Here is a 26572-nt window from a genome sequence, read left to right as displayed (position 1 = left end):
TCTCCACGTAGAAGCGGGATGTGTCGGTCGGCAGGATCATTTCGAGGTGTTCGACCACCTCGTCGTTCTCCGCCCAGGTAGTGCGCAGCCAGCGGAAGACCGCGGTACCCGGCTTCAGGCCGAAGAGCTCGGCATGCTCCTCGTCCAGGGCGTACGGCTCCACGTAGAGCCGTGAGCGCTGCAATGGCACGCCACGATCGCGGAGGTACATATGGCTTGTGATGGTGACCAGATCCTGGTCGAGCAGGTCGGGGGCGAATCGGAAGGGCAGCACGGCGAGCTCCGTGCCGGTCACGCGGCTGCCGTCGGGGCTGAGCTTGTGGCGGTCGAGCTGTACGACGGCGTCGTTGTCGTCGAGGCCGGGCAGCCGCAGGGCCGCGCCGCCCGCGGGCAGGACCTTGGCGCTGATCACCCGGTGGTCGCCGTGGGCCTCGGGCCCGCTGGTCAGCACGCCCGCGGCGCGGAGCAGGTTCTCCTCATCGGTGGTCTGTGCGACGAACGTGCCGTGCCTGCGGTACCGGACGACCAGCCCGGCGTCCGCGAGCTCGCGCAGCGCGCGCTGCACGGTGATCCGCGAGACACCGAACTGTTCTCCGAGCTCGGCCTCGGTGGGTACCCGGGTCCCGGGCTGCCACCGGCCGTCCCGGATATTGCCCTCCAGCTCCCGGCGGATCTGCTCGTACAGCGGGAGGTCACGTTCGGCCATGCGAAGAGAGTGATCTCACCCAATTGATATGTCAATACGTTGGATGGATATGACTCACGACCGTAACGCATCCTCCCCGCGAGGAGCGGTACGGCCGGGCCACCGGTTCGAGGCGATCACCTCCGGGTGTGTCGCCCGCGGCCATGGTCTGCGGCGGCGCGACGGCTTCCCACCCGGCCGGGGCAGCCTGGGCGATTTCATGTCACCTGTGGCTCAGTGCGTGGATGCCGCCTTCGGCAGGGGAATCCCTTGGAACACGCCGTCCGGGTCGACGGTTTCCTTGATCGCTAGCAGCCGGGCGGTGTTGCCGCCGTAGATGTAGGGGATCTGGTCAGTGGCCTCGGGCCCCAGCAAGTTCGCGTAACCGCCGGCGAAGGCGTGCGGCTCCAGCGCCGCCGAGGCGGCATCGGCCCAGGCGGCGTGCCGGCGGCTGTCCTTCTCCGGCGTCCACACGGCGATGACCTCGGCCATCATGTGCGGCTTGCGCAATGCGAAGGCCGTCTCCGACCACGGGACGCGGGTTGCCGCTCCGTGGAAGTGGTGCAGGGAGAAGGCCGACAGGGGCGACGTCATCGCCTTCGCCCCCTGCACCAGGGCGTCCACCACCTCGGGGGTGTGGCGGGGGAGGGAGCGCGTGCGGATGGTGACGTACCGCCCGTCCGGGAACATCGTGTCCCGTGCGGCTATCGCGGTCGCGAACGAACCGGTCTCGAACTCGGCCACCGCGGCGGTGCCCAGGCGCGTCAGCCGCTGTACCGGACCGGCCGGATCCGTGCCGACGACCGGCTCGCCGGACCAGGTCGGCCACAGCATGGCCATGGGCTTCCCCTGCGGACCGTTGATGACTCCGGTCTGGACCGTCAGCGCGTCCGGGCAGTCCGACAGGACGTCCGCCAGCCGGGCGAAGACCTTTGGGGCCTGCCGCAGCGAGTACCACACCATCCCCGTGACCACGGTGGGCACCGCGTGCAGGCGGATCTCCATGGACGTCACCACCCCGAAGTTGCCACCTCCGCCGCGCAGCGCCCAGAACAGGTCCGGCTCGTGCTCGGCGTCGGTCCAGACGACGGATCCGTCGGCCAGCACCACCTCGGCACCGGTCAAGTTGTCGGCGGCGAGGCCGAATCGGCCGCCCAACGGGCCGTAACCACCGCCCAGGGTCAGCCCGGCCATGCCCACGGTGCCGATGGTGCCGGTGGCGGCGACCATTCCGTACCGGTCGGCGGCGGCGAGCACATGGTTTGCCCTGGCCCCTCCGGCGACGGTCGCCCGACGGGCCCCCGTATCGATGTGCACCGAGCGCATCGGGGTCAGATCCAGCGTCAGCCCATCGTCGCTGAGTGCGCGTCCCGCCCAGTCATGGCCTCCGCTCCGTACCGACAGCGGCAGACCGAACTCACGAGCCGTCCGGACGCCCGCCCGCACCTCGGCGGTCGATGTGCAGCGCAGCAGAATCGCGGGCCTGGAGGCGACCGCCCCGTTCCACAGCGCGGTGCCCGCCGCGTACTCGGGACCCCGGGTGACGACCCGATCGGCAGGCAGAAACCTCTTGAGTTCCGCTACCGCCCTCTGCCGAGTCTGTGAGTCGACTGTCATGCCTTGCTCCATTGGTACATGTGGTGCACGTGGTACATCGATATGCGATCACAGGCGGAGAATGCCGTCCGCAGCGAGTGACGCGTGATAAGCGAATTCCCAGAAGTCCATATGTCCGATGGCCAGGTTCACGTGCATCAAATTGACCTCCGGGGGCAACAGACGGAATTCGCGGGCGAGCTCTTTGTCTCCGTCCTCCAGCTCCTGGCTTCTGGTCGACACCGCGACCAGGGTGTGCTCGCCCGTCATGGTGGCGGCATCGGCCAAGAACACGACTTCGAGCCCTGGTTCGGCGGTGGCAGCGGAGAGCACGTCATCCGGACTCGCCCCGGTGAACGCACGGTTGTCGACCAGGTAGGTGCGCACCTCGAACCCGTTGTGGTCGGGCTGATTGAGCAGATCGACGACGGCCCGCCATGCTTCGTCGTCCGAATGGTCCGTGCGCACGACAAGGGCTTCGGATTCGAAATCGTGATGCGTGAAATCGATGGCCGGGAGCATGAAGGGATTGTGCATGGGAAATCCTCTAGTTACTTTCTGGCGGGAACCGCAGGAGTGTGACCGAGTGTGCTGGGAACGTCCAGTTCAGGGAGTCGCTCTGCGCCGTGGCGTGGGACTTTTTGATCGTGACGGCGTCGGGGTGTTCGTCGTTGTTGAAGTCGTCGTAGGTCCTGCCCGCCACCACGGACACCTCGACGGTGCCGGCGTGCCGAAAACCCCGTAGGTCCACCCGCGACTTGACGTCGTCGTCCGGTGAGCGGTTGACGACGAGGACGTTGAGCGTTCCATCCTTGTCGACGGTGGCGTTCGTCACCAGCGCCTCGTAGGACGAGCCCAGTGGCGTCTCCCGGGTGGAGACCTCGGCGTTGCTCTTCACTTCGCTGTCCACGACATGTCCGCCGCCGCGGAAGAAGTCGCTCAGCTGCTCGCGCACGATCGCTTCCGGAGTGCGCACGAAGCTGGGCGCGCCGCCGAAGAGTGTCCGTGACAGTCCCGGCTTCTCCCCGATCAGGCCGTTGCCGGTGGTCCAGTGGACGCCGAGGTCGGCGAACCGGGCCCACTGCGATGCCATGTAGAGCGCGTGCGACATGGCGTAGGAGTACTCGCGATATTCTTCGGCGCCCTGATTCTTCCCGAAGAAGAGGGCGCCGCACTCGGACACGGCGACGTAAGCGCCTTCCTTGCCGTGTTTCTGTACCAGTGCGGTGAGGTCGGAGACCATCTTGGCGGCGGCCGCGTCTCCGAGCATCTGGTAGTCGTGTCCGGCCCGTTTGTCCGGGAAGCGCGTGGCCTTCAGATCCCGCGAGAAGTTCGTGTAGGGGTGGATCGCCATGCCGTCGTACTTGTCGGCGTGGCCGTGCTCGTCCAGGAGCTCGGGGAAGCTCTTCCCGCCCGCGAGCTTTCCGGCCTCGATGGGCGCCCAGACAGCAAGGACCTCGATTGAGGGATCGACCGCCTTCATCTTCGTGTAGTAGTCGACGAACCCGTCGTGGGGACCGGAGTCATAGTCGGCGGTGATCTTCGACCCCTTTCGGGGGACCTCTCCGTGTCGGCCGTCGCCGAAGCGGATCCTGCCGTTGCTCGGGTCGAAGGTGTAGACGCGGTCGTCCGCCCCGGCCGAGGACAGATCGGTGACCTCGCGCCATGTGGTGTCACCTACGCGGACGATCTGGCTTTTGGGGACGGCGGGTGGGTACCAGACGGTGAAGGTCTGGTTCGGTTGGCCGTTGCTGACCGAGGCGGAGGGGCGGTGGTCGGTGGGCGTTCCGACGTGCTGGCGCTTCTGCCGCTGTGTGCCGCCGAAGGCGTACTGCCGCATGGCCTTGTCACCGTCGGTGCTCATCCAGTAGCGCTGGTTCGATCCGTGCAGTTCGTTGCCGATTTCCCAGTAGCGCACGCCGTAGGGCTCGGGGTGGCCGTTCCGCGCTCGGAGATCGCCCCACTTCGTCCCTTGTGGAGCGTTCATGTAGGCGACCCAGTCGGCGATTTCCTCCGGGGTCGAGTTGGCGAACGGCGCCATGATCTCCGGAGTGGCGCCGACCTCCCGGATGAAGGCCATGTACTCGTCCGGCCCGAACCGGCTGTCGACCGGCTCGCCCTTTTGCCCCTCCACCTGACGGGTCCGGTCCTCTTGCGGACCTATGGCTCCCTTCCAGTTGAAGAGGTTGGACGAGGTGCCGCCGGGATAGCGGATCATCCCGATCCCGGACTTCTTGATCTTTCCGACGATGCCGGGGGCCGGGCGGTTGTGCTCCGAGTCCCACATCCCGTAGGCGTCGTCGTACCACTTGGCCCCGTTCACCCCGGTCATGTACGGGCTCACCTTGAACGATCGCCGCTGGGCGTCGATGGCGATGACCGGCTCGCCACCCGAGCCGCTTGCCCCCTGCGCGTCCTCGGGGGTGCATCCGGTGCCCATGACACCGGCCGCCACCGCGGCCGCACCGTACAGGAAGTGGCGCCGACCTATCTCACTCATGTTCGCTCTCGCTCCTTACCGCGGATGTGTGACGCAACCTCCTGTGAGCTGTGGCGTCTCCGCCGATAGGAACTTAAAAGATGTTTTTGTGGGATTCTTGTGAGAGACGTGCCGGCCTAGACGGCGTCCTCGGACACGGCCTTCGGGGCGGGCTTGTGCGCGGTGATCGTGGGGCGTGGCTCACCGGAGTCCACGATGCGCCGCACCAGCCGCCGCCTCAGCTCCACCAGGACGTCCTCATAGGCCGGGTCGGCCACGAGGTTCATCAACTCGTCGGGGTCGGAGTGCAGGTCATAGAGGTAGGCGTCCTGATACCGCTCGGCGCGCGGGTCGTTCCAGGCGTCGGCGTCCGGCGCGGTCGCGGCGTACTTCCAGCGGTCCGTCCGCAGCCCTCGCCCGACTTCCGATTCGCTGATCTGGAAGAGCACTTCTTGTGGCCACTCGGCGTGCTCGGCGTCTCCGCCGTCTCCGCCGTGCCGGCCGTGCCCGCCGTCTCCGCCGTGGAGCAGCGGCAGCAGGGAACGTCCCTGCATCTCCTTTGGCACGGGTACGCCGGCCGCCCGCAACAGCGTGGGCGGCAGGTCGACATGGCTGACCAGCTCCGGCAGCCGCACACCGCCCCGCAGCCCCGGCCCGCGCAGCACGGTGGGTACGCGGAGGGAGGCATCGTGCACACTGCGCTTGTACTCGTCGTTGCGGGTCTTGAAGTGGCAGCCGTGGTCGGAGGTGAAGAGGATGACGGTCTCGTCCAGCTCCCCACGCCGCTCCAGCGCGGAGACGACACGCCCGAGCACCTCGTCCAGGCGGCGCACCATTCCGTAGTAACCGGGCAGGTGCTCCGCCCAGTTGCCGCCACCGAGGGCGGCGAGGTCGGATGGCACCCAGGGAGTGGCGTAGCGGTCGCGATAGCCCGTCGGGGCGGGGTAGTCGTCGCGGGAGTTCTGGTGGTGCGGCTCCAGGAACGACAGGAAGAGGAAGAACGGCCGGTCCCCGTCCCCGTCCCCGTCCCGGTCCCGGTCCCGGTCGATGAAGTCGATCGCGGCGGTGCCGAGCGCGTCGGCGCGGTAGCCCTCGAACCGGTGCGGGGCGCCGCTGCCGTCGTACAGCGTGGTCTCGTAGGCGTCCGAGGTGAATTCCAGCAGGTTGGCGGCGAGCCAGTGGTCGTATCCGGCCCGGTCCTCCTCCGGCACCGGCCCGGAGGTGTGGTCGCCCGCGAGATGCCACTTGCCGATGTAGCCGGTGGCGTAGCCCGCGGCCCGGAAGGAGCGGGCCAGGGACGGGGTGCCCCGGGGGAGGGAAAGACCGTTGCGGAACACGCCGGTGGTGGTCGGGTACTGCCCGGTCTGGAGGCTGGCACGGGAGGGCGCGCACACGGGCTGACAGGTGAAGGAGCGGTCCACGCTCACGCCCTCCGCGGCGAGGCGGTCGAGGACCGGGGTGAGTCCGAGGGGGTTCCCGTGCAGCCCGGTGGTGTCCCAGCGCTGTTGATCGGTGAAGAAGACGAGGACGTTCGGACGCCGCGTGGACGTGGCGGGGCCGGAGGGGGAAGCGCTGGGGGTCATGGGTGCGTGGCCCTCCTGTCGGTGGCGAGGTGGCCGACCGCTCTGCTGCGGTCGGCCGTCCTGAGTCGGCCGGGTTCACCGGATGCGCCGTACGGGTTGAGCGCCTTGCGGTTGAGCTGCTGTCTCGTTTTTATGAGAGCATTTTATTTAAGGCGTGCGCTAGACTTCCAGGCTGCGCGCGCCGAGGTCAAGATTCCGTGCTCGTCAAGATCCTCAGCGCCCAGCAGGAGAGGAGCGCCGCAGCAGATGCCGGGGGACATCGCCACATCCGCCCTGGCCCGGAGGGTCAACGCGGCCCGCATCCTGGCGAAGCTGCGGGAACGCCCCCCGGAGCGGGCGGAGATGTCCTCCGGAGACCTGGTGGACGCCACCGGCATGTCGCGGCCCACCGTGCACGCCGCCGCGCACCACCTCGTCGAGCTCGGCTGGGTCCGGGAGACCACCGATCGCGCCGACGGGCGTCTCCCCGGACGCGGTCGTCCATCGCGGGTCTTCTCCTTCGTGGCGAACGCCGGCCATGTCCTGGGCATCGACATCGGCGCGCACAGCGTCCGCGTCGCCGTGGCCGATCTGCGTGGCGTCTTCGTCGCCGAGGCGCGGATCGCGTTCGGCGACCCCTCGGTCGGCCCGGAGCAGCGCATCACACAGGTGAGGAAGCTCGCCGTCGAGGTGGCGCGGACGGCCGGTCTGCGCGAGGAGCAGGTCCTGGCGGTCTGCGTCGGCACCAGCGGTCCCGTCGACGCCGACGGTGTCGTACAGCAGCGCACCGGCATCCCCGGGTTTCTCGGGGTCGATCTGCGGGCCGCGCTGGCCCGGGACTTCTCCGCACAGGTGTGTGTGGAGAACGACTGCAATCTGGCCCTCATCGGCGAGCGCTGGCGGGGCCGCGCGGGCGCCTCCCAGGACATCGTCTGTCTGCTGGCGGGGGAGAGGCTGGGGGTGGGCATGTGCACCGGCGGCACCCTCGTACGCGGCCAGGCGAACAGCGCCCGGGACCTCGGTTTCCTGTCCCTGATGGGCGACTACTCCCGCGACGACGGCATCGCGAGGACGGTCCGCCGGCGAGGGGCGTCGCTGGTCGCCGAGGTGGCGGCTCGTGACACACCGCCGCTCCCCGGCACACCGGGCGCCGAGCTCCGTGCGCTGACCGACGGAGACCCGCGCCGCGTGAGCGCGAGCGATGTCTTCGAGGCCGTCCGCCGGGGCGACATCGGCGCCGCCGGGGCCCTGGAGGAGGGGCTGGAGGCGGCCGCCCGTGCGATCGCCACGCTGACCATGCTGCTCGCCCCCGAACTGGTGGTGATCACCGGCGCCGTCGCGGCGGCGGGAGACGTCCTGCTCCCTCCGCTGCGCCGCCGGCTGACCGAGCTCGTCCCGTGTGTGCCTCGTGTCGAAGCCTCGCCCCTGCGTGAGCAAGCCGTGGTCACCGGTGCCGTACGCCTCGCCCTCGACACGGCCGAGACGGACTTCCTCGACCCACTCGCCCCCGCTCCTACCGCCTGACTCCCTCAGGCCGGGGCACCGCGTGTCGGTGCCGGAGGCCGAGCTGCGCAAACGGGGCCGCCTGGCCGAGAAGGGTGGCAGCGCTCTGCCCGGCTCCCGAACCCGCCGGGAGGTCCGGACCCTTGACCTCTCGGAGGTTTCGGTTGCAAGGTCAGCCCAGCGCGGTTAAATAAACTACTCTGATTTAAATGGGCAACCCGGTAGGAGCCAGCGTGACCGGACAACGTGGTCAGCCAGCACGCCGCACGGTCCTCGCCGCGGGACTCTCACTCGGGGCGGGCCTGCTGAACACCGCCTGCCGCAGCGCCGTCGCGGAGCAGCAAGGATCCGGTGGCGGGCCGCGGCACGGCGGCACCCTGCACATGGTCCAGGGCACGGACATCCTGCCCGCGTTCCTGCTGTCACAGATCAACCCCAACTTCTCGGTGAGCCGCACCGTCTTCAACACACTGACCGAGCTGGACCACAGGACTCTGCGGCCCAGGCCGTCGCTCGCGAAGGACTGGCGGGTGTCGGACGGCGGACGGACCCATGTCTTCCAGCTGCGCGACGATGTGACGTTCCACTCGGGCCGCCCATTCGGCCCTGACGACGTCGTGTTCGTCCTGGACCACCTGACCAAGGACACCACCAGCTCCCAGGTCAAGGCCGTGGCCCAGCAGGTCACTTCGGCCGAGCGGACCGGCGATCACGAGGTCACCGTGGGTTTCGGCAAGGCCGTCAGCAATGTGTGGGACATGTTCGAGATGATGGTCCTGATCGACCGGGAGTCGGTGACCGATCTCGCCTCGGGACGCGAGATCATCGGCACCGGGCCGTTCACCGTCGAGTCCTACAAGCCGGGCTCGTCCATCTCGCTGAAACGCAACCGCCACTACTGGAAGCCCGGCCGTCCCTACCTCGACGGCATAGAGATCGCGATCGCCGCGCAGTCGTCGTCCGCAGTGGCCTCGCTGCGCTCCGGGCAGACACATCTGGCCCTCGATCTGTCGCCGCTCGACGCAGCCGGTATCCGCGACCGGCCGGGGTTCCGTCTCGTGCAGTCCGACGCCCACGACCTCACCTATTACATCGGGGCCAACGTGAAGGTCCCCCCGCTGGACAAGGTCGAGGTGCGGCAGGGGGTGGCCTGGGCGATCGACCGGGAACGGGTCCTCGCCCAGGCGCTGGGCGGGATCGGCCGCCCGAGCAGCCTGCCGTGGTCACCCGGGACGGCCGCCTGGGACCCCGATCGGGCAGCGGCCTACACACTGAACCCGGACAAGGCGAAACGTCTGCTGCGACAGGCCGGCGCGGCCGACGCCAAGGTTGACCTGTACTACAGCAACACCCTGGCGACGAACGCCGCGATCGCCCAGATCGTGCAGGCGAACCTGGAGGACGTCGGACTCACCTGCCGACTGCAGCCCAAGCAGGACGCCGAGTACCAGAAGATGTTCGTCAGCGGGAAGATCCCCGGCCTGTTCGTCAACGGCCACGGCTTCGGGCAGCTGACTCCGTCGACCCTCGTCAAAGGCTCCTGGCCCTTCAACGCCCAGCAGAACGCGTCCAACTTCCGCGATCCCGACTACAGCCGCCTGGCCGATGAGATCTGGACCGGCAAGGGCGACGCCCTGACTACGGCCTACCGGGACCTCAACCGGCTGTTCCTCGAGCAGCAGTTTGTCATCGACCTGATCAACAGCACTCATACGTACGCCATTCAGGCGTCGCTCAAAGGTCTGGCCTGGACCATGTACGACGGCATCGACCTCGACCATGCCTATCTGGCATGAGGAGGACCTCATGCTCCGCTACGCACTCCGGCGTGTCCCCTCGGCCCTCGCGGTGCTCGCCATCGCTTCGGTCGTGGTCTTCAGCGTGCTGCACCTGGCACCCGGTGACCCCGCCGTGCTCGCCGCGGGCCCGGACGCCTCCGCCAAGACCGTGTCCGCCGTCCGGCACCAGCTGGGGCTGGACGCATCGTTGCCCCAGCAGTACCTGACCTGGCTCGGCGGGGTGCTGACGGGCGACCTCGGCGACTCCTACGTACGCGGCGTGCCGGTCGCCACCCTGATCGGCAATGGCCTCGGCAACACCCTCGAACTCACCCTGGGCGCCATCGTCCTGGCGGTCCTGCTCGGTGGCCTGGCCGGGCTCGTCCTCGGCGTGGCCAAGGGCCGCCTCGTCCGCGGCGCGACCGCCGCGGCCACCGCGCTGGCCTTCGCGATACCGCCGTACGTCAGCGGAGTGCTCCTGGTGATGGTGTTCGCCATCACCCATCGGATCCTTCCCGCGGGCGGCCATGTATCCGTGCTCGCGGACCCGGAGATCGGGGTGCAGTACCTGATCATGCCGGCCCTCGCGCTGGCCCTCCCCGCCGCCGCCGTACTCGCCCGCTTCCTGTCGACGTCGATCCGGCGGGTCTTCGACGAGGACTACATCCGCATCGGCACCGCGAAGGGGCTGCGGCGGCGACGGATCGTGCTGTGCCACGCGCTTCCGAACGCCCTGCCACCGGTGCTGACCGTCCTGGGCATCCAGATCGGCCAGATGCTCGGCGGGGCGATCGTGGTGGAGGCCATCTTCGCCTGGCCGGGGGTGGGCCAGCTCATCATCGACTCCCTCAAGAGCAGCGACTACTTCGTCGTTCAGAATCTGCTGCTCATCACGGTCACGGTGTTCGTCGTCCTGCAGACCGTGACCGATCTGCTGCACGCGGCCGTCGACCCCCGACTCAGGATGGAGTGAGCATGACCACCACCACCGCCACCACCGAGTCACCGCCGACGGCCACCACCACCGTCGCCGTCGTCCGTGGCGGAGGCTGGTCGCGGCTGCTGCGCCGGCCGGTGCTGAGCATGGGCCTCGGGCTCGTCGTGGTGCTCGTTCTGGCCGGTGTGCTGGCCCCGCTGCTGGCACCCGCCGCGCCGACACAACAAGGACCGCTCGCCCTCGCGCATCCGTCGGCCGCGCATCCGCTCGGCACCGACGAGTACGGCCGCGACCTGTTCTCCCGGGTGCTGTACGGGCTGCGCCAGGACGTGTTCGCCACCGTCATCGCCGTCCCGATCGGTGCCCTCGCCGGGATCCTCATCGGCCTCGCGAGCGGACTGGCCCGGTGGCTCGACACCGCCATACAGAGGCTGTTCGATGTGATGCTGTCGTTCACCGCGCTCATCGCGGGCGTCACCGTCGCCATGATCATCGGCTCCGGGGGCACCGCGGTCATGGTGACCATCGCACTGGTCAACGTGCCGCTGTTCGGCCGGCTCATCCGGTCCTCGGTCGTCGGCGAACGCCGGCGCGACTATGTCGTCGCGGCCACGGCCATCGGCTCGGGCCGGGTGCGGATACTGGTGCGCCACATCCTGCCCAACGGCCTGGACCCGCTGATCGTCCAGTTCGCCCTGTCCATGTCGACCGCCGTCTTCATCGAGGGAGGCATGAGTTACGTCGGCCTCGGCATCCGGCCACCGGCCCCCTCCCTGGGCTCGCTCCTGCAGGGAAGCATGAACTTCCTCGCGCAGAACCCCTGGTACGCGATCGGCCCGATGGCCGCCGTCACCCTGCTGGTGCTGGGATTCCAGCTCGTGGCCGATGGCCTCACCGCGGGCCTGCTGCGCCGCTGAACCGAAGCCGCCTCGGCGGGGTCCGGCCCCCTCTGCCGGAGGCGGGTCCCGCCTCCGGCAGAGGAGGCGGACGGCTAGTGGGACATGGGCGGTGGGAAGCGCAGGAGCGTGACCGAGTGTGCCGCGAAGGTCCAGTTCAGGGAGTCGCCCTTCGCCGTGGCGTGGGACTTCTTGATCGTGACGGCGTCGGGGTGTTCGTCGTTGTTGAAGTCGTCGTAGGTCCTGCCCGCCACCACGGACACGTCGACCGTACCGGCATGCCGGAAACTCCCCAGATCGACGCGGGACTTGAGGTCCTTGTCCGGTGAGCGGTTGACGACGAGGACGCTGAGGGCTCCGTCCTTGTCGACGGCGGCGGTGGTGACCAGCGCTTCGTAGGAGGAGCCCAGCGGTGTCTCGCGGGTGGAGACCTCGGCGTTGCTCTTCACTTCGCTGTCCACGACATGTCCGCCACCGTGGAAGAAGTCGCTCAGCTGCTCGCGCACGATCGCGTCGGGGGTGCGCACGAAGCTGGGCGCGCCGCCGAAGAGTGTCCGTGACAGTCCCGGCTTCTCCCCGATCAGATCGTTGCTTGCGGTCCAGCGGACGCCGAGATCGGCGAACCGGGCCCACTGCGATGCCATGTAGAGCGCGTGGGACATGGCGAAGGAGTACTGGGGATAGGCGTCGGAGTCACGTTCTCCTCCGAAGAAGAGGGCGCCGCACTCGGACACCGCGACATAAGCCTTGTCCTTGCCGTGTTCGCGTATCTGCGCGGTGAGGTCGGAGACCATCTTGGCGGCGGCCGCGTCCCCGAGCATCTGGTAGTCGTGTCCGGCCCGCTTGTCCGGGAAGCTGGTGGCTTTCAGGTCCCGTGGGAAGTTGGTGTACGGATGGATGGCCATGCCGTCGTACTTGTCGGCGTGGCCGTGCTCGGCAAGAAGTTCGGGGAAGCTCTTTCCGCCCGCGAGTTTCCCGGCCTCGATGGGCGCCCAGACGGCGAGCACATCGATTGAGGGATCGACCGCCTTCATCTTGGTGTAGTAGTCGACGAATCCGGCGTGGGGGCCGGAGTCGTAGTCGGCGGTGATCTTCAAGCCCTTCTGGGGAATCGTCCCGTGCCGGCCGTCGCCGAAGTGGATCGTGCCACTGCGCGGCTCGAAGGTGTAGACGCGGTCGTCCGCCCCGGCCGAGGACAGATCGGCGACCTCGCGCCATGTGGTGTCACCTACGCGGACGATCTGGCTTTTGGGGACGGCGGGTGGGTACCAGACGGTGAAGGTCTGGTTCGGTTGGCCGTTGCTGACCGAGGCGGAGGGGCGGTGGTCGGTGGGCGTTCCGACGTGCTGGCGCTTCTGCCGCTGTGTGCCGCCGAAGGCGTACTGCCGCATGGCCTTGTCACCGTCGGTGCTCATCCAGTAGCGCTGGTTCGATCCGTGCAGTTCGTTGCCGATTTCCCAGTAGCGCACGCCGTAGGGCTCGGGGTGGCCGTTCCGCGCTCGGAGATCGCCCCACTTCGTCCCTTGTGGAGCGTTCATGTAGGCGACCCAGTCGGCGATTTCCTCCGGGGTCGAGTTGGCGAACGGCGCCATGATCTCCGGAGTGGCGCCGACCTCCCGGATGAAGGCCATGTACTCGTCCGGCCCGAACCGGCTGTCGACCGGCTCGCCCTTTTGCCCCTCCACCTGACGGGTCCGGTCCTCTTGCGGACCTATGGCTCCCTTCCAGTTGAAGAGGTTGGACGAGGTGCCGCCGGGATAGCGGATCATCCCGATCCCGGACTTCTTGATCTTTCCGACGATGCCGGGGGCCGGGCGGTTGTGCTCCGAGTCCCACATCCCGTAGGCGTCGTCGTACCACTTGGCCCCGTTCACCCCGGTCATGTACGGGCTCACCTTGAACGATCGCCGCTGGGCGTCGATGGCGATGACCGGCTCGCCACCCGAGCCGCTTGCCCCCTGCGCGTCCTCGGGGGTGCATCCGGTGCCCATGACACCGGCCGCCACCGCGGCCGCGCCGTACAGGAAGTGGCGTCGGCCTATCCCGTGCCGACGTGTCTCGCTCATGTCGTTCCTTCGAGAGTCTTCGCTTCTGCGGATCGCGTGCTCGCTGACCGGTGCCCATGTCGAGCAGGCCCACATGGTGTGCCTTCCGCATCACCCAGGGTTAAATCAACCACACTTATTAAATGATGTGCGCGCCAGCATCACAGGCGGACGCGGGGGGAGTCAAGGAGTAACTGCCGTGCGCCGATGCCGAGTCGATCCGCGAGCGCCAAGGCGCCGGGCGGGACCTGGCCGTCCGCGCTCGTCACCGATGACCGGGCAGCCGGACGTCGTCGTACGCACCCCTGCCGCACCCTGGGCAATTACCTCTCACTGAGAGGTAAAGTGGAGACATGGCCACAGAGGAGTTCCCCGACTCGTTCGCCGACGTACTGGGCGGCGTCCAGCGGCTGATCCGGCGGCGGCTGCGGGCCGGGATGACGGAGCCGCGGCTGCGCGGTGCCCAGGTGGAGCTGTTGCGGCTGGTCATGGCCCATCCCGGGATCCGGGTATCGGCCGCGGCCAAGGAGCTCTATCTCGCGGGCAACTCGGTCTCGACCCTGGTCAACCACCTGGTGAAGGCGGGTTATCTGCACCGCGAGACCGACCCCGAGGACCGGCGTTCCGCCCGGCTGACGGCCACCCCCGCCGCCGAGGCCCGGCTGCGGGAGTGGCAGGCACGGCGCGGCGCGCTGGTCCGCGAGCAGGTGGCGAAGCTGACCGAGAGCGAGCGGGCGGCGCTGGCCGCGGCCGTTCCGGCGCTGCGCAAACTGGCCGAGAACCTTCATGAGGAGGTGGAAGGGATATGACCGACGCCCCGGAGAGCACCGCTCCCGTCGCGCTCGCCTGCGAGGGCCTGCGATACGCGTTCGGGGAGACCAAGGCGGTCGACGACCTGGAGCTCACGGTCCGGGCGGGTGAGGTCTTCGGCCTGCTCGGACCCAATGGAGCGGGCAAGACCACCGCGATCCGCTGCATCACCACCCTGCTGCCGGTCCCCGCCGGCATGGTGCGGGTGTTCGGGCACGACGCGGCGAAGGAGCGGATGGCGGTCCGCCGGCTGCTGGGCTACGTACCGCAGCAGCTGTCCGCCGACGCCGGGCTCACCGGGCGGGAGAACGTGGAGCTGTTCGCCCGCGTCTTCGACGTCACCCGGCGGGAGCGGTCCGAGCGCGTGGCGCGGGTGCTGGCGGCGGTCGATCTCACCGCGGCGGCCGACCGGCTTGCCAAGACGTACTCCGGCGGCATGATCCGCCGCCTCGAACTGGCCCAGGCGCTGGTCAGCGCGCCCCGGCTGCTGATGCTGGACGAGCCGACGATCGGCCTGGACCCGATCGCCAGGACCAGCGTGTGGGAGCACATCAACGCGATACGGGCGGCCACCGGGATGACCGTGCTGGTCACCACGCACTATATGGACGAGGCCGACCAGTACTGCGACCGGGTCGCGCTGATGCACCGCGGCCGGATCCACGCCCTCGGAACGCCCCACGAACTCCGCTCCGAGCTGGCCGAACGCCGCCGAACGGAGGGCGAGGCCGATCCCAAGCCGACCCTGGAGGACGTCTTCCGCGACGTCGCCGGCAGCGGCCTCGACGAGCAGGGAGGAGATTTCCGCGATGTCCGAAGCACCCGTCGCACCGCGTCCCGGGTCGGCTGACGCCGCCGGGCTCGCGCCGGACGGCCGCCCCGATCCGCTGCTGACCCCGCCGCGCGCCCGCACCGGCTGGCGGATGCTGCCCGCGCGGGTCGTCGCGATGTGCGTGGTCGAGCTCCAGAAGCTGCGGCACGACCGCACCGAGCTGTACACCCGGGCCGTTCAGCCCGCCCTATGGCTGCTGATCTTCGGCGAGACCTTCACCCGACTCAAGGCCATACCGACCGGCGGCACGCCGTACATCGACTATCTCGCGCCCGGCATCATCGCCCAGTCCGCGATGTTCATCGCCATCTTCTACGGGATCCAGATCATCTGGGAGCGGGACGCCGGGATCCTCACCAAACTGCTGGTCACCCCGACCCCGCGAGCCGCCCTCATCACCGGTAAGGCATTCGCCTCCGGAGTGAAGGCGCTGATCCAGGCGGTCGTGGTGATCGCCATCGCGGCGCTGCTCGGGGTGGCGCTGACCTGGAACCCGCTGCGGCTCCTCGGGGTGGCCGTCGTGGTGATCCTGGGCTCGGCCTTCTTCTCCTGTCTGTCCATGACCATCGCGGGGATCGTACTGACCCGCGACCGGCTCATGGGCATCGGGCAGGCCATCACCATGCCGCTGTTCTTCGGCTCCAACGCGCTGTATCCGGTGGCGCTCATGCCCGGCTGGCTCCAGGCCGTCAGCAAGGCCAATCCACTGAGCTACCAGGTCGACGCGTTGCGCGGACTGCTGCTGGGCACCCCGCACCATCTCGCACTCGACTACGCCGTCCTGGTGCTGGCCGCGGCGGCCGGTATCACGGCGGCCTCCTCGCTGCTGGGACGGCTGGCCCGCTGACCCGCTCGGTGTGCGGAGCGCGCCACACCGTACTGTCGCCGGGGCAGCGGCCATCAGCGATGCCCCACGAGTACGAGAGGAACACGCGGTGCGGTACGAGGACGGCTCCCCTTACGCCTACACCCCCGGCATCGGGGTGCCCCAGGGCGTCCAGGCGGTCAATGTCGGATGGCTGGAGCGGCAGGAGGAGTTTCCCCGCGGTGAGGTGCCGATGGAATTCGTCCACGCGCTCGCGGTCCTCTGCCGGGACAACTCCACCAATCGCATGCGGGGTTGGCAGAGCTGCACCCTCCCGCACCCGGAAGGGAAGCCGCCCTATCCCGTCGTGGTGAACGTCGACGGCACCGAGGTCACCCTCGGCAGCGCCGAGATCAGGCTCCTGGCCCGCGACGGCCGATGGCTCATCGCCCCCAATCTCGTCTTCCACTACGTCACGGGCCACGGCTACCTCCCGCCACAGGAGTTCATCGAGGCGGTGACGGCAAGGCGGGCCATCCCGGAACCGCCCTCCGGAATGCCGCGCTTCTAGCCATCGGCGGCCGTCGCGCCTCGTCCGCACGGCGCGTCACGGACGCAGCCGTGCCCGGGCGAGTTCGGTGGCGGCGTCCGCGGTGGGTACGCCGGTGCGCCGTGAGCGGTCGATCACCTCGGCCACGCGGACACCGACTTGGCGGACGCGTGCCTCGGCGTGTGCGCTGTCGTGGCCGAGGAGCTGCTCCTCCAGGAAGATCAGGCCGCCGGCGTTCACGCAGAAATCGGGTGCGTAGAGGATTCCGCGCGCCTGAAGCATGGCGGCGTGAGCGGGCGTGGCCAGGACGTTGTTGGCGCCGCCGGCGATGATGCGGCAGTCCAGCCGCGGCAGCGTCTCGTCGGTCACGACGCTGCCCAGCCCGCAGGGCGCCAGCACATCGCATGCGACGGTCGGCGCCACTTCCGGTGCGACGACCCGAGCGCCGTGCCGCGCCGCGACGGCGTACGCCCGGCGGGGGTCGGTGTCCGCCACGATCAACTCCGCGGCCTCCGCGGCCAGCAGATCGGCCAGGGCCGATCCCACGTTGCCCACTCCCTGGACGCATACCCGCACCCCGGCCAGGCCGCCGTCACCACCGGAGGCGCGCAGACAGGCACGGATTCCCTCCAGGACCCCCAGCGCCGTCAGGGGAGAGGGATCCCCGGCCGCGCACACCGGCGAGGTCTCCCGTCCGATCACTCGGATGTCGGCCTGCGTGGTGCCGATGTCGTTGACCGGGATGAACCGCCCCTCGAAGGCCGCGAGGGCACGGCCGTGCGCCCGCAGCAGCCCCTCGTTCTTGTGGCGCGCCGGGTCGCCGATCATGATGCTCCAGCCCCCGCCCAGCCTCAGCCCGGCGGCCGCGGCCTTGAGCGTCATGGCCTCGGCCAGGCGCAGGCCGTCCACCACGGCGGCGTCTTCGTCGGGGTACGCATGCATCCGTACCCCGCCCAGGGCCGGTCCGAGCGTCGTGTCGTGGACCACGACGACCGACCGGAGCCCGGTCTCCTCATCGCGGCAGAGCGCGACCTGTTCGAAGCCATCGGCATGGATCGGTGTCATCATGCCCGGCATTCTCACCGGCGGCACCGACAAGCGTCCGATGTCCCGGCTCCACCCGGACGTCCCGGCCGACACGCGCCCGTCGGCGTCTACCCACGGCCGTCGGGCTCGGTGACGCCGGGGTGGTTGATGCGTCGCCGCATCGCGGGGAGGTGGTTGGCGAGCAGGGTGATGCCGTGCGTGTTGACCATGGCGAGAGCTGCCATCGGGATCCAGGCGGCGGCCGGTCCATGGGCGAGAAGTGTGGTCATGAGGGCGGGTGTGACGACGTCGCCGATGCTGAAGGCCGTGTGGGAGAGCGAGTTGTATCGGCCCCGACTCGCTGCCGTGGCACCGCGCCGAGTACGGCGTTGACCGCGAGGACGGTGCCGGGTTGACGGCGACGGTCGCGGTGTATCCGTTCGTCCCGCCGATCGCGACAGCGAGACTCGCGCCGAGAGCGCCGACACCGAGTCCCGCATGGCGCAGCGAGGTGATCAGGGCGAACCAGGACTCCTGGCGCTTCCCCTCGGCGACGTCATGTACCAGCGCCGGATAGGCCACCCAGAACGCCGAGTTGCCGATCCGCACGACGACCGCGGCGATGAGCAGATGACCGAAGGAGTCCACCAAGAGGTAGTTGAAGAACCCGACCGCCCGGGTGAGGTTGGAGACCACCACCGTGCTCCGCGCGCCGAACCGACCGCCGAACATCCCAGCACCCGGTGTCGCCGGAATGCGCACCAACTCCGCGATGGACAAGGCCAGTCCGACCCCTGCCGAGGGTCAGGTCGGTCGTGGCGGTGAAGCAGAGGATGGAGAACGGCAGGAAGAGGCCGGTGCCCAGGGCATCGATGGACAGCGCGGAAAACAGGCGCCCGCGCCTCGTAGTCCTCGCACACCGCGAGGTCCAGTGCCCCGGGGCGTATCCGCAGTGCGTACCCTCCCGCCTCCGACAGCAGTACACCGGGCCCCAGCGCTCGGCGAAGACGGAAGGCGTGGGTGCGTAAGCCGGCGATCGCCTGAGGTGGCGGGGCGTCTCCCCATACCCCGTCGACCAGCTCGCTCGCGGTGGCGGTGCGTCCCCGCAGCAGGAGCGCACACAGCACGGCGCGCTCCAGCGGCCTGAGGACCGGGAGCGCCTGCTCACCACGCCAGATGCGAACGGGCCCCAGTACGGCGAACCGCGATGCCGAGCCCGCGCCACCGGATGCCGATGGGCCGCGGTGCCGCCGATTTCGTTCTGCCAGATCCTCGAAAACACCGTAGTCCCGGGCTGAACCACTCGCAGCACACAACCAGCCGAAAGTCTGATGCAAAACTCCCGCTCACCCGGGGAATTTCGCAATCCGCTTGAACGCCTATTCGATCGACCGGCGGTTCCGTGCATTTTTCTGCCTAGACTTCCGCCGTGAACGACACCACTTACACCATACGGATCAGACCGGGCAATCCGGCCGACGCGCCAGCGGTGCTGGACTTGCTCGACGCCGCGGTGGTCTGGATGAACGATCGCGGCAACACCGAGCAGTGGGGCACGATGCCGTACTCGCGGCGGCCCGGCGGAGTGGCGCGGGTCGAGCGGTACCTGACCGAGAACGCCCCATTCATCGCGGAGTTGGACGGGGCACCTGTCGGAGCCCTGGTGCTGGACTCCGGGCCCAGCTCGCAGATGCCGATCGCCCCGGCCGGCGAACCCGAGCGATACGTCCGGCTGCTGGTCTCCGACCGACGACATGCCGGCCGGGGCATCGGAGCGGCGCTGCTGGCCCATGCCGCGGAGGAGACCCGGCGGGCCGGGGTGGCGCTGCTGCGGGTCGATTGCTGGGCGGGTGGCGGGGGTGAACTCGTCGCGTTCTACGAGCGCAATGGTTTCACTCCCACCGAGCCCTTCCTCTCCGGGGCGTGGCCGGGGCAGGTGTTGGCGCGGCGGGTCGGCTGACGGGTGCGGGGCGCCGGCCCCATACGGTCGGCGCCCCGGCGCCGTTACTCGCCGTCCGCTTCGGCGGCCGGGCGGGGGCCGCCGAAGCCGTGGGCGGAGAGGTCGAACCAGTTGCCCTCCGGGTCGATGGCCCGGTACTCGGCGAACGGGCGGTTGGTGAAGCGCTCGGCGGGCTCATCGGCGCCCGAAGCGACCAGAGCGGCGGATATCTCGGACGTGTCGGCGACATGGAAACCGAAGTGGTTCATGCCCAACGGGGTATCGCCGTTGAGTTGATGCTTGATGAGGGCGAGGGTGAGATACCCGTCGGAGAGGAAGCAACTGCCATCGGGATCCCGGTGGAAGAGCTCCATCTCGAAGATTCCGCTGTAGAACTCGGCCAGCTTCTCGGGGTCACGGGCGACAATGGCCAGATGCCGCAGTTTGGGCCTGTCCGGGGTGGACGCGTCAGACATGGGCAATTCCTCCAGCGGTCGGAAACCGGCGGGTGGCCGGTCGGGGGTGGGAATCATGGTGTGGAATGCGGTGATCCGCCGAGGCGCCCAGGTGTCATCGGCGCCCAGGTGTCATCGGCTCCCGCGCGGAAGAGCTCAGAGTCCTTGGATCCGCTCGTCGTCAGTCGCGGTCATCGGCCTCACACCCCGACCACGTTCCTGGTCCGTAGCCGCAGCGGGAGTTCGGTGCACGGGAGGTGAGGGCTCTCGGGTGGGGGCGGCGCCCAGGCGGCGAGGGCGTGGTACATGACGTCGCCGCGACGTTCCAGGTAGCAGATGAGGTTGACGGGCCAACCGGTGTTGCCGAAGACGTGCTGATCCATCGGGGTCGGGCGCTCGCTGAGGATGAGCTGTCGCTCCTCCGGTGGGCCGATGCGATGCCAGTCGGGGTGCATATGCACGGACCCCAGGATCTCCAGACCGTCGGCTTCGGCCTCGCGCGAGGCTCTCAGCAGGTCGTGGGAGTCGATCCACCAGCCACGTGTCTCATTCTCGTACGCCGGGCCGAAGAGCGGCACGATCGACTCGGTGAACTCACGGCGCGCGGCTGGGTCGGTGGTACGGGCATTGCGGCCGAACGCGACGCGCTCGACGGTCAATGTCGCCTGATCCGCCGAACCCACGAGGAGAGCGAAGCACGGCAGCGGTGCTTCGGAGGTGATGTGCTGGTACTCACCGACGGCCACCTCGAGAAACTCATCGAGCGCCTGATCCTCTACCAGGACCGTACAACATTCACCTAAGTGCGACGCGCGCATGTCAAACCACCTATGGGGTGTGGGTGCCGAATGCGGTGGGGGAGCGGAGCCGTCGTACTGTACCCCGGGATTCTTTTGGACTCAAACGGCATGGACTCAAACGGCATCCATGGCTTCGGGCCCTGGCCGGGCCCTGCGCGCATGGGCCCGCCTGGTCAGCGGGTGAAGCACTCCCGGGTGCTGTGGAGCCTCGGTTCGAAACAGACCCGCAGCTTGGTGGGGTCCGTGCCGTCGACCATGGGTGTGAAGACGTAGTCCTCTGCGTCGTACGTGTCGGTGACCTCGGCCCGCTGCGGCCTGCCCCCGTCAGCCGATACCTCGATGACTTTTCCGATGTGCGAGTGCCAGATCCGCGCCCATGCGGTGGAGCACGCCGCGCTGTATCTGAACTCCAGCCGGGCGCCGGTGGCGGTGCGGAGTGGCGGGCCGAGTGCTCGCACCCGTGCGGGTGTGCCGCAGCCCATCAGGCCCGGGTCCTTGCCGGCACAGCCCTGGGCATGGCAGGCGGGGGACGGTGGGGCGGTGGACGAGGGTTCGTGCGCCGCGGAGTCCTTCTATCCCGTGTTCGCCAGGACTGTCACCCACGCCGCTGCGACGGCGGCCCCGACCAGACACGCGGCCACGCCGACAGCGGCCCATCCGCGCAACCCGGTACGCCTGCCGTGTCGTTGATCCGGCTCGGCTGGACGCGGCGACCGGCCATGGTCGCTCATGACATCGGACTCCGGTTGCGCCGTCGCCTGTGCGGTCGCGGGGCGGGGCGTGCTGCCCGCCCGGCCGCTCCACTCCCCATCGGCCAGCTCCCACAGCGCCAGCAGACGTCCGGGCGGTTCACCGGCCATCGTGCGCAGCGCTTCGACGGCTTGGCGCGGGTTGAGTTGCTTGCCGTTGAGGTAGCGCTCCCAGGAGGACTTGCTGTAGGTGGTGCGCTCGGCCAGGGCCGCCATGCTCAGGCCCGTACGCGCCCTGAGCTCGCGCAGCGCCACGGCCAGGCGTGTGCATGCGGATGCGGTGGCGGGCGGGGCGGTGTCCTTCATCGTCGCAGCACCTGCCAGGTGTGCGGGCCGACGATGCCGTCGGGTGGCAGCCACGGCCGCGCAGACGCCGATCAGCACCCGAGGGCGTACGCCCCTTCGCTCCGGTGCCTCCGTCGGCATGGGCCGGTCGTCCGACACCGCCGTTCTCTCCCGCCACGCGGCCTCGGCCACCTCGTGGAGCACCAGCAGGCGGGTCGGCTCGACGCCGCCCACCCGGGCCAGTTCCTCCACCGCCTGCCGTGGCGGCACCCTCTTGGTTCTCCATACCCTGCCCCACCGCACGCCCCTCGGTCGGCGTGCGTCCCGGACCCCGGCCCATCACGTCCCGGCGGTGCGTCCTCGCGGGGGATATCCGCGCAGGTCAGCGCGTGGGACGTCCCCCGAGCTCGTCAATGCGCCGCGGACCCTGGCAGGCGGCAGGGGTGGGTCGGCAGTCTCGGTACCGCGAGTCGGGCGGCGCGGTCCACCCCGCGCCGCCCTCACCACCCGCCACACCACACCACGACGGCGGTCCGTCCTTCACGGGGGGAGGACGGACCGCCGTCCGCGCACGAGTGGGAGAAGTGCCTGATCAGAGGAAGCTGACGCCCTGGGCGAGGGAGAGCTCGCTGGAGTAGTTGATGGTGTTGGTGGCCGAGCGCATATACGCCTTCCAGGCGTCGGAGCCGGACTCCCGGCCGCCGCCGGTGTCCTTCTCGCCGCCGAAGGCACCGCCGATCTCGGCCCCGGAGGTGCCGATGTTGACGTTGGCGATACCGCAGTCGGAGCCCGCGGCGGACAGGAAGATCTCGGCTTCCCGCTGGTCGCGGGTGAAGATGCTGGACGACAGGCCCTGGGGGACCTCGTTGTGCAGCGCGATCGCCTCCTCGAGGGTGTCGTACGTGAGGACGTACAGGATCGGTGCGAAGGTCTCCTCCCGTACGACGTCCGTCTGTGCGTCGACGCGGACGAGGACCGGCTCGACGTAGGCGGCCGCGGGGGCGGCCTCGGCCAGGCGCCGGTTGCCGCCCGCCAGGATCTTGCCGCCCTGGGCCTGGACGCGGGTGAGGGCGCTGTTCATGGTGTCGAGGGCGGCGGCGGAGATGAGCGGGCCGACCAGCGTGGTTTCCTCGAACGGATCGCCGATGGGGAGCTTGCCGTAGGCGGCGGTCAGCCGCTCGACGAGGGTGTCGGCGAGGTCGCGGTGGACGATGAGGCGGCGCAGTGTCGTACAGCGCTGGCCCGCGGTGCCGGCCGCGGCGAAGACGATGCCCTGGATGGCGAGGTCGAGATCGGCGGACGGGGCGACGATCGCCGCGTTGTTGCCGCCGAGTTCCAGCAGGCTGCGGCCGAAGCGGGCGGCGACACGGGGGCCGACCTCGCGGCCCATGCGGGTGGAGCCGGTGGCGCTGACGAGCGCGACGCGCGGATCGTCGACGAGCTTCTCACCGACCGCACGGTCACCGAGCAGGAGACGGTGTACGTCGCGGGGCGCGCCGACCTCGTCGGCGGCCCGGCCGAGCAGGTGGTCGCAGGCCAGCGAGATCAGCGGGGTGAGCTCCGAGGGCTTCCAGATCACGGTGTCGCCGCAGACGAGGGCGACGGCGGTGTTCCACGACCACACGGCTGCGGGGAAGTTGAAGGCGGAGATGACGCCGACCACGCCGAGCGGGTGCCAGGTCTCGGCGAGACGGTGGCCGGGGCGTTCGGAGGCGATCGTGCGGCCGTACAGCTGCCGGGACAGGCCGACCGCGAAGTCGCAGATGTCGATCATCTCCTGGATCTCGCCGAGCGCCTCGGAGCGGATCTTGCCCGCCTCGACGGTGACGAGGTCGGCCAGGTCGCTCTTGTGTTCGCGCAGCAACTCACCGAGGCGGCGCACGAGTTCACCACGGCGCGGCGCGGGCGTGGTCCGCCAGGTGAGGAAGGCCGTACGGGACGCCGCGATGGCGTCTTCGGTGTCGGCGTCGGTGGCGGCCGTGAGCCCGAAGAGGCTCTCGCCGGTGAGCGGTGTGCGGGCGGAGAAGTCGCCGCCCTCGGTCACGTCGACGCCGATGTTGTCGAGGGCGGTACGGGCGCGGGCGCGCAGGTCGTCCGTGGTGGGCAGTGCGGTGCTGGTCATGGCGGTCCTCCGGGGTGAGGGGTCAGCTGAGGGCGTCGGTGAGGCCCAGCTCACGGGCGACGTGTGCGAGGGAGGCGTTCTGCTGCCGCGCGTAGAGGGCGAACGGGTCCAGGACGTCGCGGCCGATGGCGCCGGAGAGCCAGTCCGCGTCGTACGCCGTGCCCTGCTGGTCGCTGTGGCGGGTGCCGTCGCCACTGAGGTTGGACTGGAAGATCCCGGCGGCGGAGCGGGGCAGGAAGTCCTCGTAGACGATGGGCTCGGCCCGTACCCAGCCCCGCCGCAGCAGTTCGCCGATGTTCGTGGGTGGCCGGGTGTCGTCGCGGGGCCGGTCGGGGTGGAGGCGGTAGGTGAAGTAGGCCAGCCCCTTGGCGGCGAGCTCCTGTTCGCTGCCGGGCAGATGTCGCTCCCACACGCCGCGCGCGATCTCACCGCGGGATGCCGAGGGGTTCCGGGACATCTGCTCGTCCACGTGGCCGAGGAGTTCGTCGTAGAGGGCCCGGCCCTCGCGGGTGAGGGCGATACCGCGGGCCTCGACCTCACCGAAGCGGACCCTCAGGGCGCCGCTGATGACGCTGCCGTCCGGGGTACGCATCGCGCGGGGTTCGGCCAGGGCCCGGAAGGAGGTCTGCCGCAGCAGCACATCGGGGCCCTTCCAGGCCGGCGGGCCCTGGATGGTGTCGATCATCTCGATGCCGCGATCGGTCATGCGCCGGTACAGCTCGTCGATGTCGAGGACGCGTGGGGTGAGGTGGTTGATGTGGGTGCTGCGCACACCGCCGATGTCCGCGGCCACGGCGGAGATCCGCTCCAGGGTCTCGTACCAGCTCTTGTCGACCGGGTCGGCGGACAGCTCGAACGCCCGCACGGCGAGGTGCAGGAACCGCTCGGCCTCCTCCTGGGGCAGCTCCCGCTCGGCGGTGGCGCGGTCGGCCAGCGCGAGCAGCTCGGGGGGAAAGAGCTCGCGGTCCGCGAGGAAGGCTTCCAGGCGCGAGCGCAGCTCGGCGTCGAAGAAGCGGGGGTCGGCCGGGGTGAGCATGGAGGTGAACACCCGGAAGGGATTGCGCGCCAGTTCCTCGCCGTCCACCGGCCGGAAGGCGGTGGAGACGACGGGGACGGCGCTGGCCGCGGCCTCCCGCAGGTCGTAGAAGCCCACCGGGTGCATGCCGAGGGCGCCGAAGATCCGGGCCACTTGCCCCAACTCCCGTGGCGTGCCGACACGGATGGCCCCGTGCCGCTCGGCGGTCACCCGGCTGATGGACCCGAGACGTGTCGCATCGGCTCCCCGTGCGCGCAGGACGTCCTCGTTGACCTCGCGTGAGACGTCCACGAGCGTGGTGTAGGCGGGGACCTCCTGCCCGTACATCTCCGACAGCCGCGCCGCGAACGCGGCCCTCAGCTGCCACTGACTGAGCGTTGACATGGTTCGGGGCCTTTCGATCGGGGTTCTCGGTTCACACCACGTGTGCTTCGGGGCGTATCTCGGCGCCGCGGCGGAACCGGTCGGCGCTGAGCGGGGAGATGTCGGTGAACGGCTCCCGCTCCAGGTACAGATCGCGCACGACCTCGCCGACCGCGGGCGCCTGGAGGAAACCGTGGCCGGAAAACCCGGCCGCGTAGAGGAAGTTGGGCAGCTCGCCGGAGCGGCCGATCAGTGCGTTGTGGTCCGGTGTGACCTCGTACAGACCGGCCCATCCGCCGGCGGTCTCCATGCCGGCCAGGGCCGGGGCGCGGTGGCGGGCGACGGTGCGGAACAGCTCCAGCCACTCCGGGGTCCAGGTGGTGTTCGAAGCCGTCCTCCTGGTCGGGGTCGGCCAGCCCGAGCAGCAGACCGTCGTCGCTGTTGTGGAAGTAGGCGGTCGAGGAGAAGTCGATGGTGAACGGGATGCGCGGGGCGGGCGGTGTGATCGGCGCGGTGAACGCCAGCTGCCGCTTCACCGGCCGGACCGGGAGGTTGACGCCCACCATCTCCCCGATCCGCGCCGACCAGGCCCCCGCCGCGCAGATCACGGTGGAGCACGCGATGCGGCCGTGGCTGGTGTGCACACCGACGACCCGGTCCCGGGCCGTGTCGAGGCCGGACACCACGGTGTGGGTGGCGATGGTGACACCGGCCCGGGCCGCCGCCCGGGCGTACCCCTGGACGACCAGCCCGGGGCGGGCGTGCCCGTCGGCGGGGGAGTACGCGGCGGCCACGAGGCCATCGGTGCTGAGATAGGGACACAGACGCTGGGCCTCTTCGGGGGGGATCATGCGGCTCGGCACGCCCAGACTGTTCTGGAGCTGAACCCCGGCCTCGAAGTCACTCGCCTGCTGTGCGCTGTCGAGCAGGAAGAGGTAGCCGACGGTGTCGAGCCGGATGTCGGCGCCGGGCCGGTGGCGGAACTCCTGGTAGGCGCGCAGGCTGCGGCTGCCCAGCTCGATATTGAGCGGATCGGAGAACTGGGCGCGTACGCCACCGATCGGCTTGCCCGAACTGCCGCAGCCGAGGTCGCCGCGCTCGACGACGACGATGTTCGTCACCCCGGCCTCGGCGAGGTGAAACGCGGTGCTCGCACCCATCACGCCGCCACCGACGATCACGACATCGGCGGAGGCGGGAACGGTGCGGAAGGCGGAGGAGGACAACAGACCACTCCCTTCCAGAGGCCACCTCACCGGACGAGGACGGGTCCATGCCCGGGGGCGGCAGGGCTGTCAGGACAGAGCGATGCCGATCAG

22 protein-coding genes and 3 pseudogenes are annotated in these 26572 nt (G+C 69.5%); 9 read left to right on the top strand and 16 right to left on the bottom strand.

All coding sequences use genetic code 11. The features are described 5' to 3' along the window. The 5 genes from GWI24_RS03100 to GWI24_RS03080 all read right to left on the bottom strand — a co-directional run. Positions 1–706 (bottom strand): GntR family transcriptional regulator (locus tag GWI24_RS03100; RefSeq protein ID WP_210944340.1); only part of this gene is annotated, 706 nt, incomplete at its 3' end. A gap of 213 nt (positions 707–919) precedes the next feature. Continuing rightward, positions 920–2302, bottom strand: a complete 1383-nt coding sequence (locus GWI24_RS03095; protein ID WP_247615795.1) for an FAD-dependent oxidoreductase — start codon at positions 2300–2302, stop codon at positions 920–922. 48 nt (positions 2303–2350) lie between these two features. Then, positions 2351–2818 carry a hypothetical protein gene (locus tag GWI24_RS03090; protein ID WP_210944338.1) on the bottom strand — a complete coding sequence of 156 codons (468 nt, stop codon included), beginning with the start codon at positions 2816–2818 and terminating at the stop codon, positions 2351–2353. 10 nt (positions 2819–2828) lie between these two features. Continuing rightward, a complete protein-coding gene (locus GWI24_RS03085) occupies positions 2829–4781 on the bottom strand; it encodes an alpha-L-arabinofuranosidase C-terminal domain-containing protein (protein WP_210944337.1) in 1953 nt (650 codons plus the stop codon). Positions 4782–4897: 116 nt separating this feature from the next. After that, entirely contained in the window at positions 4898–6343 is a 1446-nt protein-coding gene (locus tag GWI24_RS03080; RefSeq protein ID WP_210944336.1) for a sulfatase-like hydrolase/transferase, read from the bottom strand. 246 nt (positions 6344–6589) lie between these two features. Between GWI24_RS03080 and GWI24_RS03075 the strand changes: the two genes are divergently transcribed. The 4 genes from GWI24_RS03075 to GWI24_RS03060 all read left to right on the top strand — a co-directional run bounded on the left by GWI24_RS03075 (position 6590) and on the right by GWI24_RS03060 (position 11457). Then, positions 6590–7846, top strand: coding sequence for an ROK family transcriptional regulator (locus GWI24_RS03075; RefSeq protein ID WP_210944335.1), 1257 nt, complete (start codon positions 6590–6592; stop codon positions 7844–7846). Between the two features lie 212 nt (positions 7847–8058). Then, positions 8059–9621 carry an ABC transporter substrate-binding protein gene (locus tag GWI24_RS03070; protein ID WP_210944334.1) on the top strand — a complete coding sequence of 521 codons (1563 nt, stop codon included), beginning with the start codon at positions 8059–8061 and terminating at the stop codon, positions 9619–9621. A 10-nt stretch (positions 9622–9631) separates the two neighbouring features. After that, positions 9632–10576: an ABC transporter permease gene (locus GWI24_RS03065; protein WP_210944333.1), complete on the top strand. Its 945-nt coding sequence runs from the start codon at positions 9632–9634 to the stop codon at positions 10574–10576. A gap of 2 nt (positions 10577–10578) precedes the next feature. Further along, entirely contained in the window at positions 10579–11457 is an 879-nt protein-coding gene (locus GWI24_RS03060) for an ABC transporter permease (RefSeq protein ID WP_210944332.1), read from the top strand. A 74-nt stretch (positions 11458–11531) separates the two neighbouring features. On the opposite strand, the gene GWI24_RS03055 is transcribed toward GWI24_RS03060, so the two are convergent. After that, positions 11532–13502: an alpha-L-arabinofuranosidase C-terminal domain-containing protein gene (locus tag GWI24_RS03055; RefSeq protein ID WP_210944331.1), complete on the bottom strand. Its 1971-nt coding sequence runs from the start codon at positions 13500–13502 to the stop codon at positions 11532–11534. 332 nt (positions 13503–13834) lie between these two features. On the opposite strand from GWI24_RS03055, the gene GWI24_RS03050 reads away from it, so the two are divergent. The 4 genes from GWI24_RS03050 to GWI24_RS03035 all read left to right on the top strand — a co-directional run bounded on the left by GWI24_RS03050 (position 13835) and on the right by GWI24_RS03035 (position 16499). Further along, complete coding sequence (locus tag GWI24_RS03050; protein WP_210944330.1) at positions 13835–14290, top strand: MarR family winged helix-turn-helix transcriptional regulator; 456 nt, start codon at positions 13835–13837, stop codon at positions 14288–14290. Then, entirely contained in the window at positions 14287–15141 is an 855-nt protein-coding gene (locus GWI24_RS03045) for an ABC transporter ATP-binding protein (RefSeq protein WP_210944329.1), read from the top strand. The genes GWI24_RS03050 and GWI24_RS03045 overlap by 4 nt, the downstream gene beginning before the upstream one ends. Continuing rightward, on the top strand, positions 15101–15970 hold the full coding sequence (locus GWI24_RS03040) for an ABC transporter permease (protein ID WP_210944328.1): 870 nt from the start codon (positions 15101–15103) through the stop codon (positions 15968–15970). The genes GWI24_RS03045 and GWI24_RS03040 overlap by 41 nt, the downstream gene beginning before the upstream one ends. Positions 15971–16058: 88 nt before the next feature. Then, positions 16059–16499 carry a hypothetical protein gene (locus tag GWI24_RS03035; protein WP_210944327.1) on the top strand — a complete coding sequence of 147 codons (441 nt, stop codon included), beginning with the start codon at positions 16059–16061 and terminating at the stop codon, positions 16497–16499. Positions 16500–16535: 36 nt separating this feature from the next. On the opposite strand, the gene GWI24_RS03030 is transcribed toward GWI24_RS03035, so the two are convergent. From GWI24_RS03030 to GWI24_RS46755, 3 genes and pseudogenes are all read right to left on the bottom strand, one after another. After that, positions 16536–17546: a Glu/Leu/Phe/Val dehydrogenase gene (locus GWI24_RS03030; protein WP_210944326.1), complete on the bottom strand. Its 1011-nt coding sequence runs from the start codon at positions 17544–17546 to the stop codon at positions 16536–16538. An 86-nt stretch (positions 17547–17632) separates the two neighbouring features. Beyond that, positions 17633–17794 (bottom strand): hypothetical protein, encoded by a 162-nt coding sequence (locus tag GWI24_RS03025; RefSeq protein ID WP_210944325.1) that lies wholly within the window; start codon positions 17792–17794, stop codon positions 17633–17635. 163 nt (positions 17795–17957) lie between these two features. Then, positions 17958–18290, bottom strand: a pseudogene (locus tag GWI24_RS46755) (MFS transporter); the annotation flags it as partial. 643 nt (positions 18291–18933) lie between these two features. Here GWI24_RS46755 and GWI24_RS03020 point away from each other — a divergent pair. Beyond that, on the top strand, positions 18934–19464 hold the full coding sequence (locus tag GWI24_RS03020) for a GNAT family N-acetyltransferase (RefSeq protein WP_210944324.1): 531 nt from the start codon (positions 18934–18936) through the stop codon (positions 19462–19464). Between the two features lie 44 nt (positions 19465–19508). On the opposite strand, the gene GWI24_RS03015 is transcribed toward GWI24_RS03020, so the two are convergent. The 7 genes and pseudogenes from GWI24_RS03015 to GWI24_RS02980 all read right to left on the bottom strand — a co-directional run bounded on the left by GWI24_RS03015 (position 19509) and on the right by GWI24_RS02980 (position 26413). Further along, complete coding sequence (locus tag GWI24_RS03015) at positions 19509–19919, bottom strand: VOC family protein (RefSeq protein ID WP_247615794.1); 411 nt, start codon at positions 19917–19919, stop codon at positions 19509–19511. A 179-nt stretch (positions 19920–20098) separates the two neighbouring features. Further along, complete coding sequence (locus GWI24_RS03010) at positions 20099–20644, bottom strand: hypothetical protein (protein WP_308343392.1); 546 nt, start codon at positions 20642–20644, stop codon at positions 20099–20101. Positions 20645–20871: 227 nt separating this feature from the next. Beyond that, positions 20872–21195, bottom strand: a pseudogene (locus GWI24_RS03005) (DUF2690 domain-containing protein); the annotation flags it as partial. Positions 21196–21270: 75 nt separating this feature from the next. Beyond that, the gene (locus GWI24_RS03000) at positions 21271–22002 is read right to left on the bottom strand and encodes a helix-turn-helix transcriptional regulator (RefSeq protein ID WP_308343390.1); all 732 of its coding nucleotides are present in this window, start codon (positions 22000–22002) and stop codon (positions 21271–21273) included. Positions 22003–22324: 322 nt separating this feature from the next. After that, on the bottom strand, positions 22325–23854 hold the full coding sequence (locus tag GWI24_RS02990; RefSeq protein WP_210944320.1) for an aldehyde dehydrogenase family protein: 1530 nt from the start codon (positions 23852–23854) through the stop codon (positions 22325–22327). Between the two features lie 22 nt (positions 23855–23876). Next, entirely contained in the window at positions 23877–25274 is a 1398-nt protein-coding gene (locus GWI24_RS02985) for a 2-oxoadipate dioxygenase/decarboxylase family protein (RefSeq protein ID WP_210944319.1), read from the bottom strand. A 31-nt stretch (positions 25275–25305) separates the two neighbouring features. After that, positions 25306–26413: pseudogene (locus GWI24_RS02980) on the bottom strand (NAD(P)/FAD-dependent oxidoreductase). Between the last annotated feature and the right edge of the window lie 159 nt (positions 26414–26572).

The sequence above is a fragment of the Streptomyces sp. MK37H genome (assembly GCF_018035285.1).
Lineage (GTDB): Bacteria > Actinomycetota > Actinomycetes > Streptomycetales > Streptomycetaceae > Streptomyces > Streptomyces endocoffeicus.
The sequence above is the reverse complement of the archived record's forward strand: the minus strand, read 5'-3'. Positions and strand labels throughout refer to the sequence as shown.

Bases quoted from the DNA above. Each gene is read 5' to 3' on its own strand.
- GWI24_RS03060 (WP_210944332.1), top strand. From the start codon at position 10,579: ATGACCACCACCACCGCCACCACCGAGTCACCGCCGACGGCCACCACC.
- GWI24_RS03090 (WP_210944338.1), bottom strand. From the start codon at position 2,818: ATGCACAATCCCTTCATGCTCCCGGCCATCGATTTCACGCATCACGAT.
- GWI24_RS03045 (WP_210944329.1), top strand. From the start codon at position 14,287: ATGACCGACGCCCCGGAGAGCACCGCTCCCGTCGCGCTCGCCTGCGAG.
- GWI24_RS03085 (WP_210944337.1), bottom strand. From the start codon at position 4,781: ATGAGTGAGATAGGTCGGCGCCACTTCCTGTACGGTGCGGCCGCGGTG.
- GWI24_RS03030 (WP_210944326.1), bottom strand. From the start codon at position 17,546: ATGATGACACCGATCCATGCCGATGGCTTCGAACAGGTCGCGCTCTGC.
- GWI24_RS02985 (WP_210944319.1), bottom strand. From the start codon at position 25,274: ATGTCAACGCTCAGTCAGTGGCAGCTGAGGGCCGCGTTCGCGGCGCGG.
- GWI24_RS03040 (WP_210944328.1), top strand. From the start codon at position 15,101: ATGTCCGAAGCACCCGTCGCACCGCGTCCCGGGTCGGCTGACGCCGCC.
- GWI24_RS03065 (WP_210944333.1), top strand. From the start codon at position 9,632: ATGCTCCGCTACGCACTCCGGCGTGTCCCCTCGGCCCTCGCGGTGCTC.
- GWI24_RS03075 (WP_210944335.1), top strand. From the start codon at position 6,590: ATGCCGGGGGACATCGCCACATCCGCCCTGGCCCGGAGGGTCAACGCG.
- GWI24_RS03015 (WP_247615794.1), bottom strand. From the start codon at position 19,919: ATGTCTGACGCGTCCACCCCGGACAGGCCCAAACTGCGGCATCTGGCC.
- GWI24_RS02990 (WP_210944320.1), bottom strand. From the start codon at position 23,854: ATGACCAGCACCGCACTGCCCACCACGGACGACCTGCGCGCCCGCGCC.
- GWI24_RS03080 (WP_210944336.1), bottom strand. From the start codon at position 6,343: ATGACCCCCAGCGCTTCCCCCTCCGGCCCCGCCACGTCCACGCGGCGT.
- GWI24_RS03055 (WP_210944331.1), bottom strand. From the start codon at position 13,502: ATGAGCGAGACACGTCGGCACGGGATAGGCCGACGCCACTTCCTGTAC.
- GWI24_RS03025 (WP_210944325.1), bottom strand. From the start codon at position 17,794: ATGACCACACTTCTCGCCCATGGACCGGCCGCCGCCTGGATCCCGATG.
- GWI24_RS03050 (WP_210944330.1), top strand. From the start codon at position 13,835: ATGGCCACAGAGGAGTTCCCCGACTCGTTCGCCGACGTACTGGGCGGC.
- GWI24_RS03095 (WP_247615795.1), bottom strand. From the start codon at position 2,302: ATGACAGTCGACTCACAGACTCGGCAGAGGGCGGTAGCGGAACTCAAG.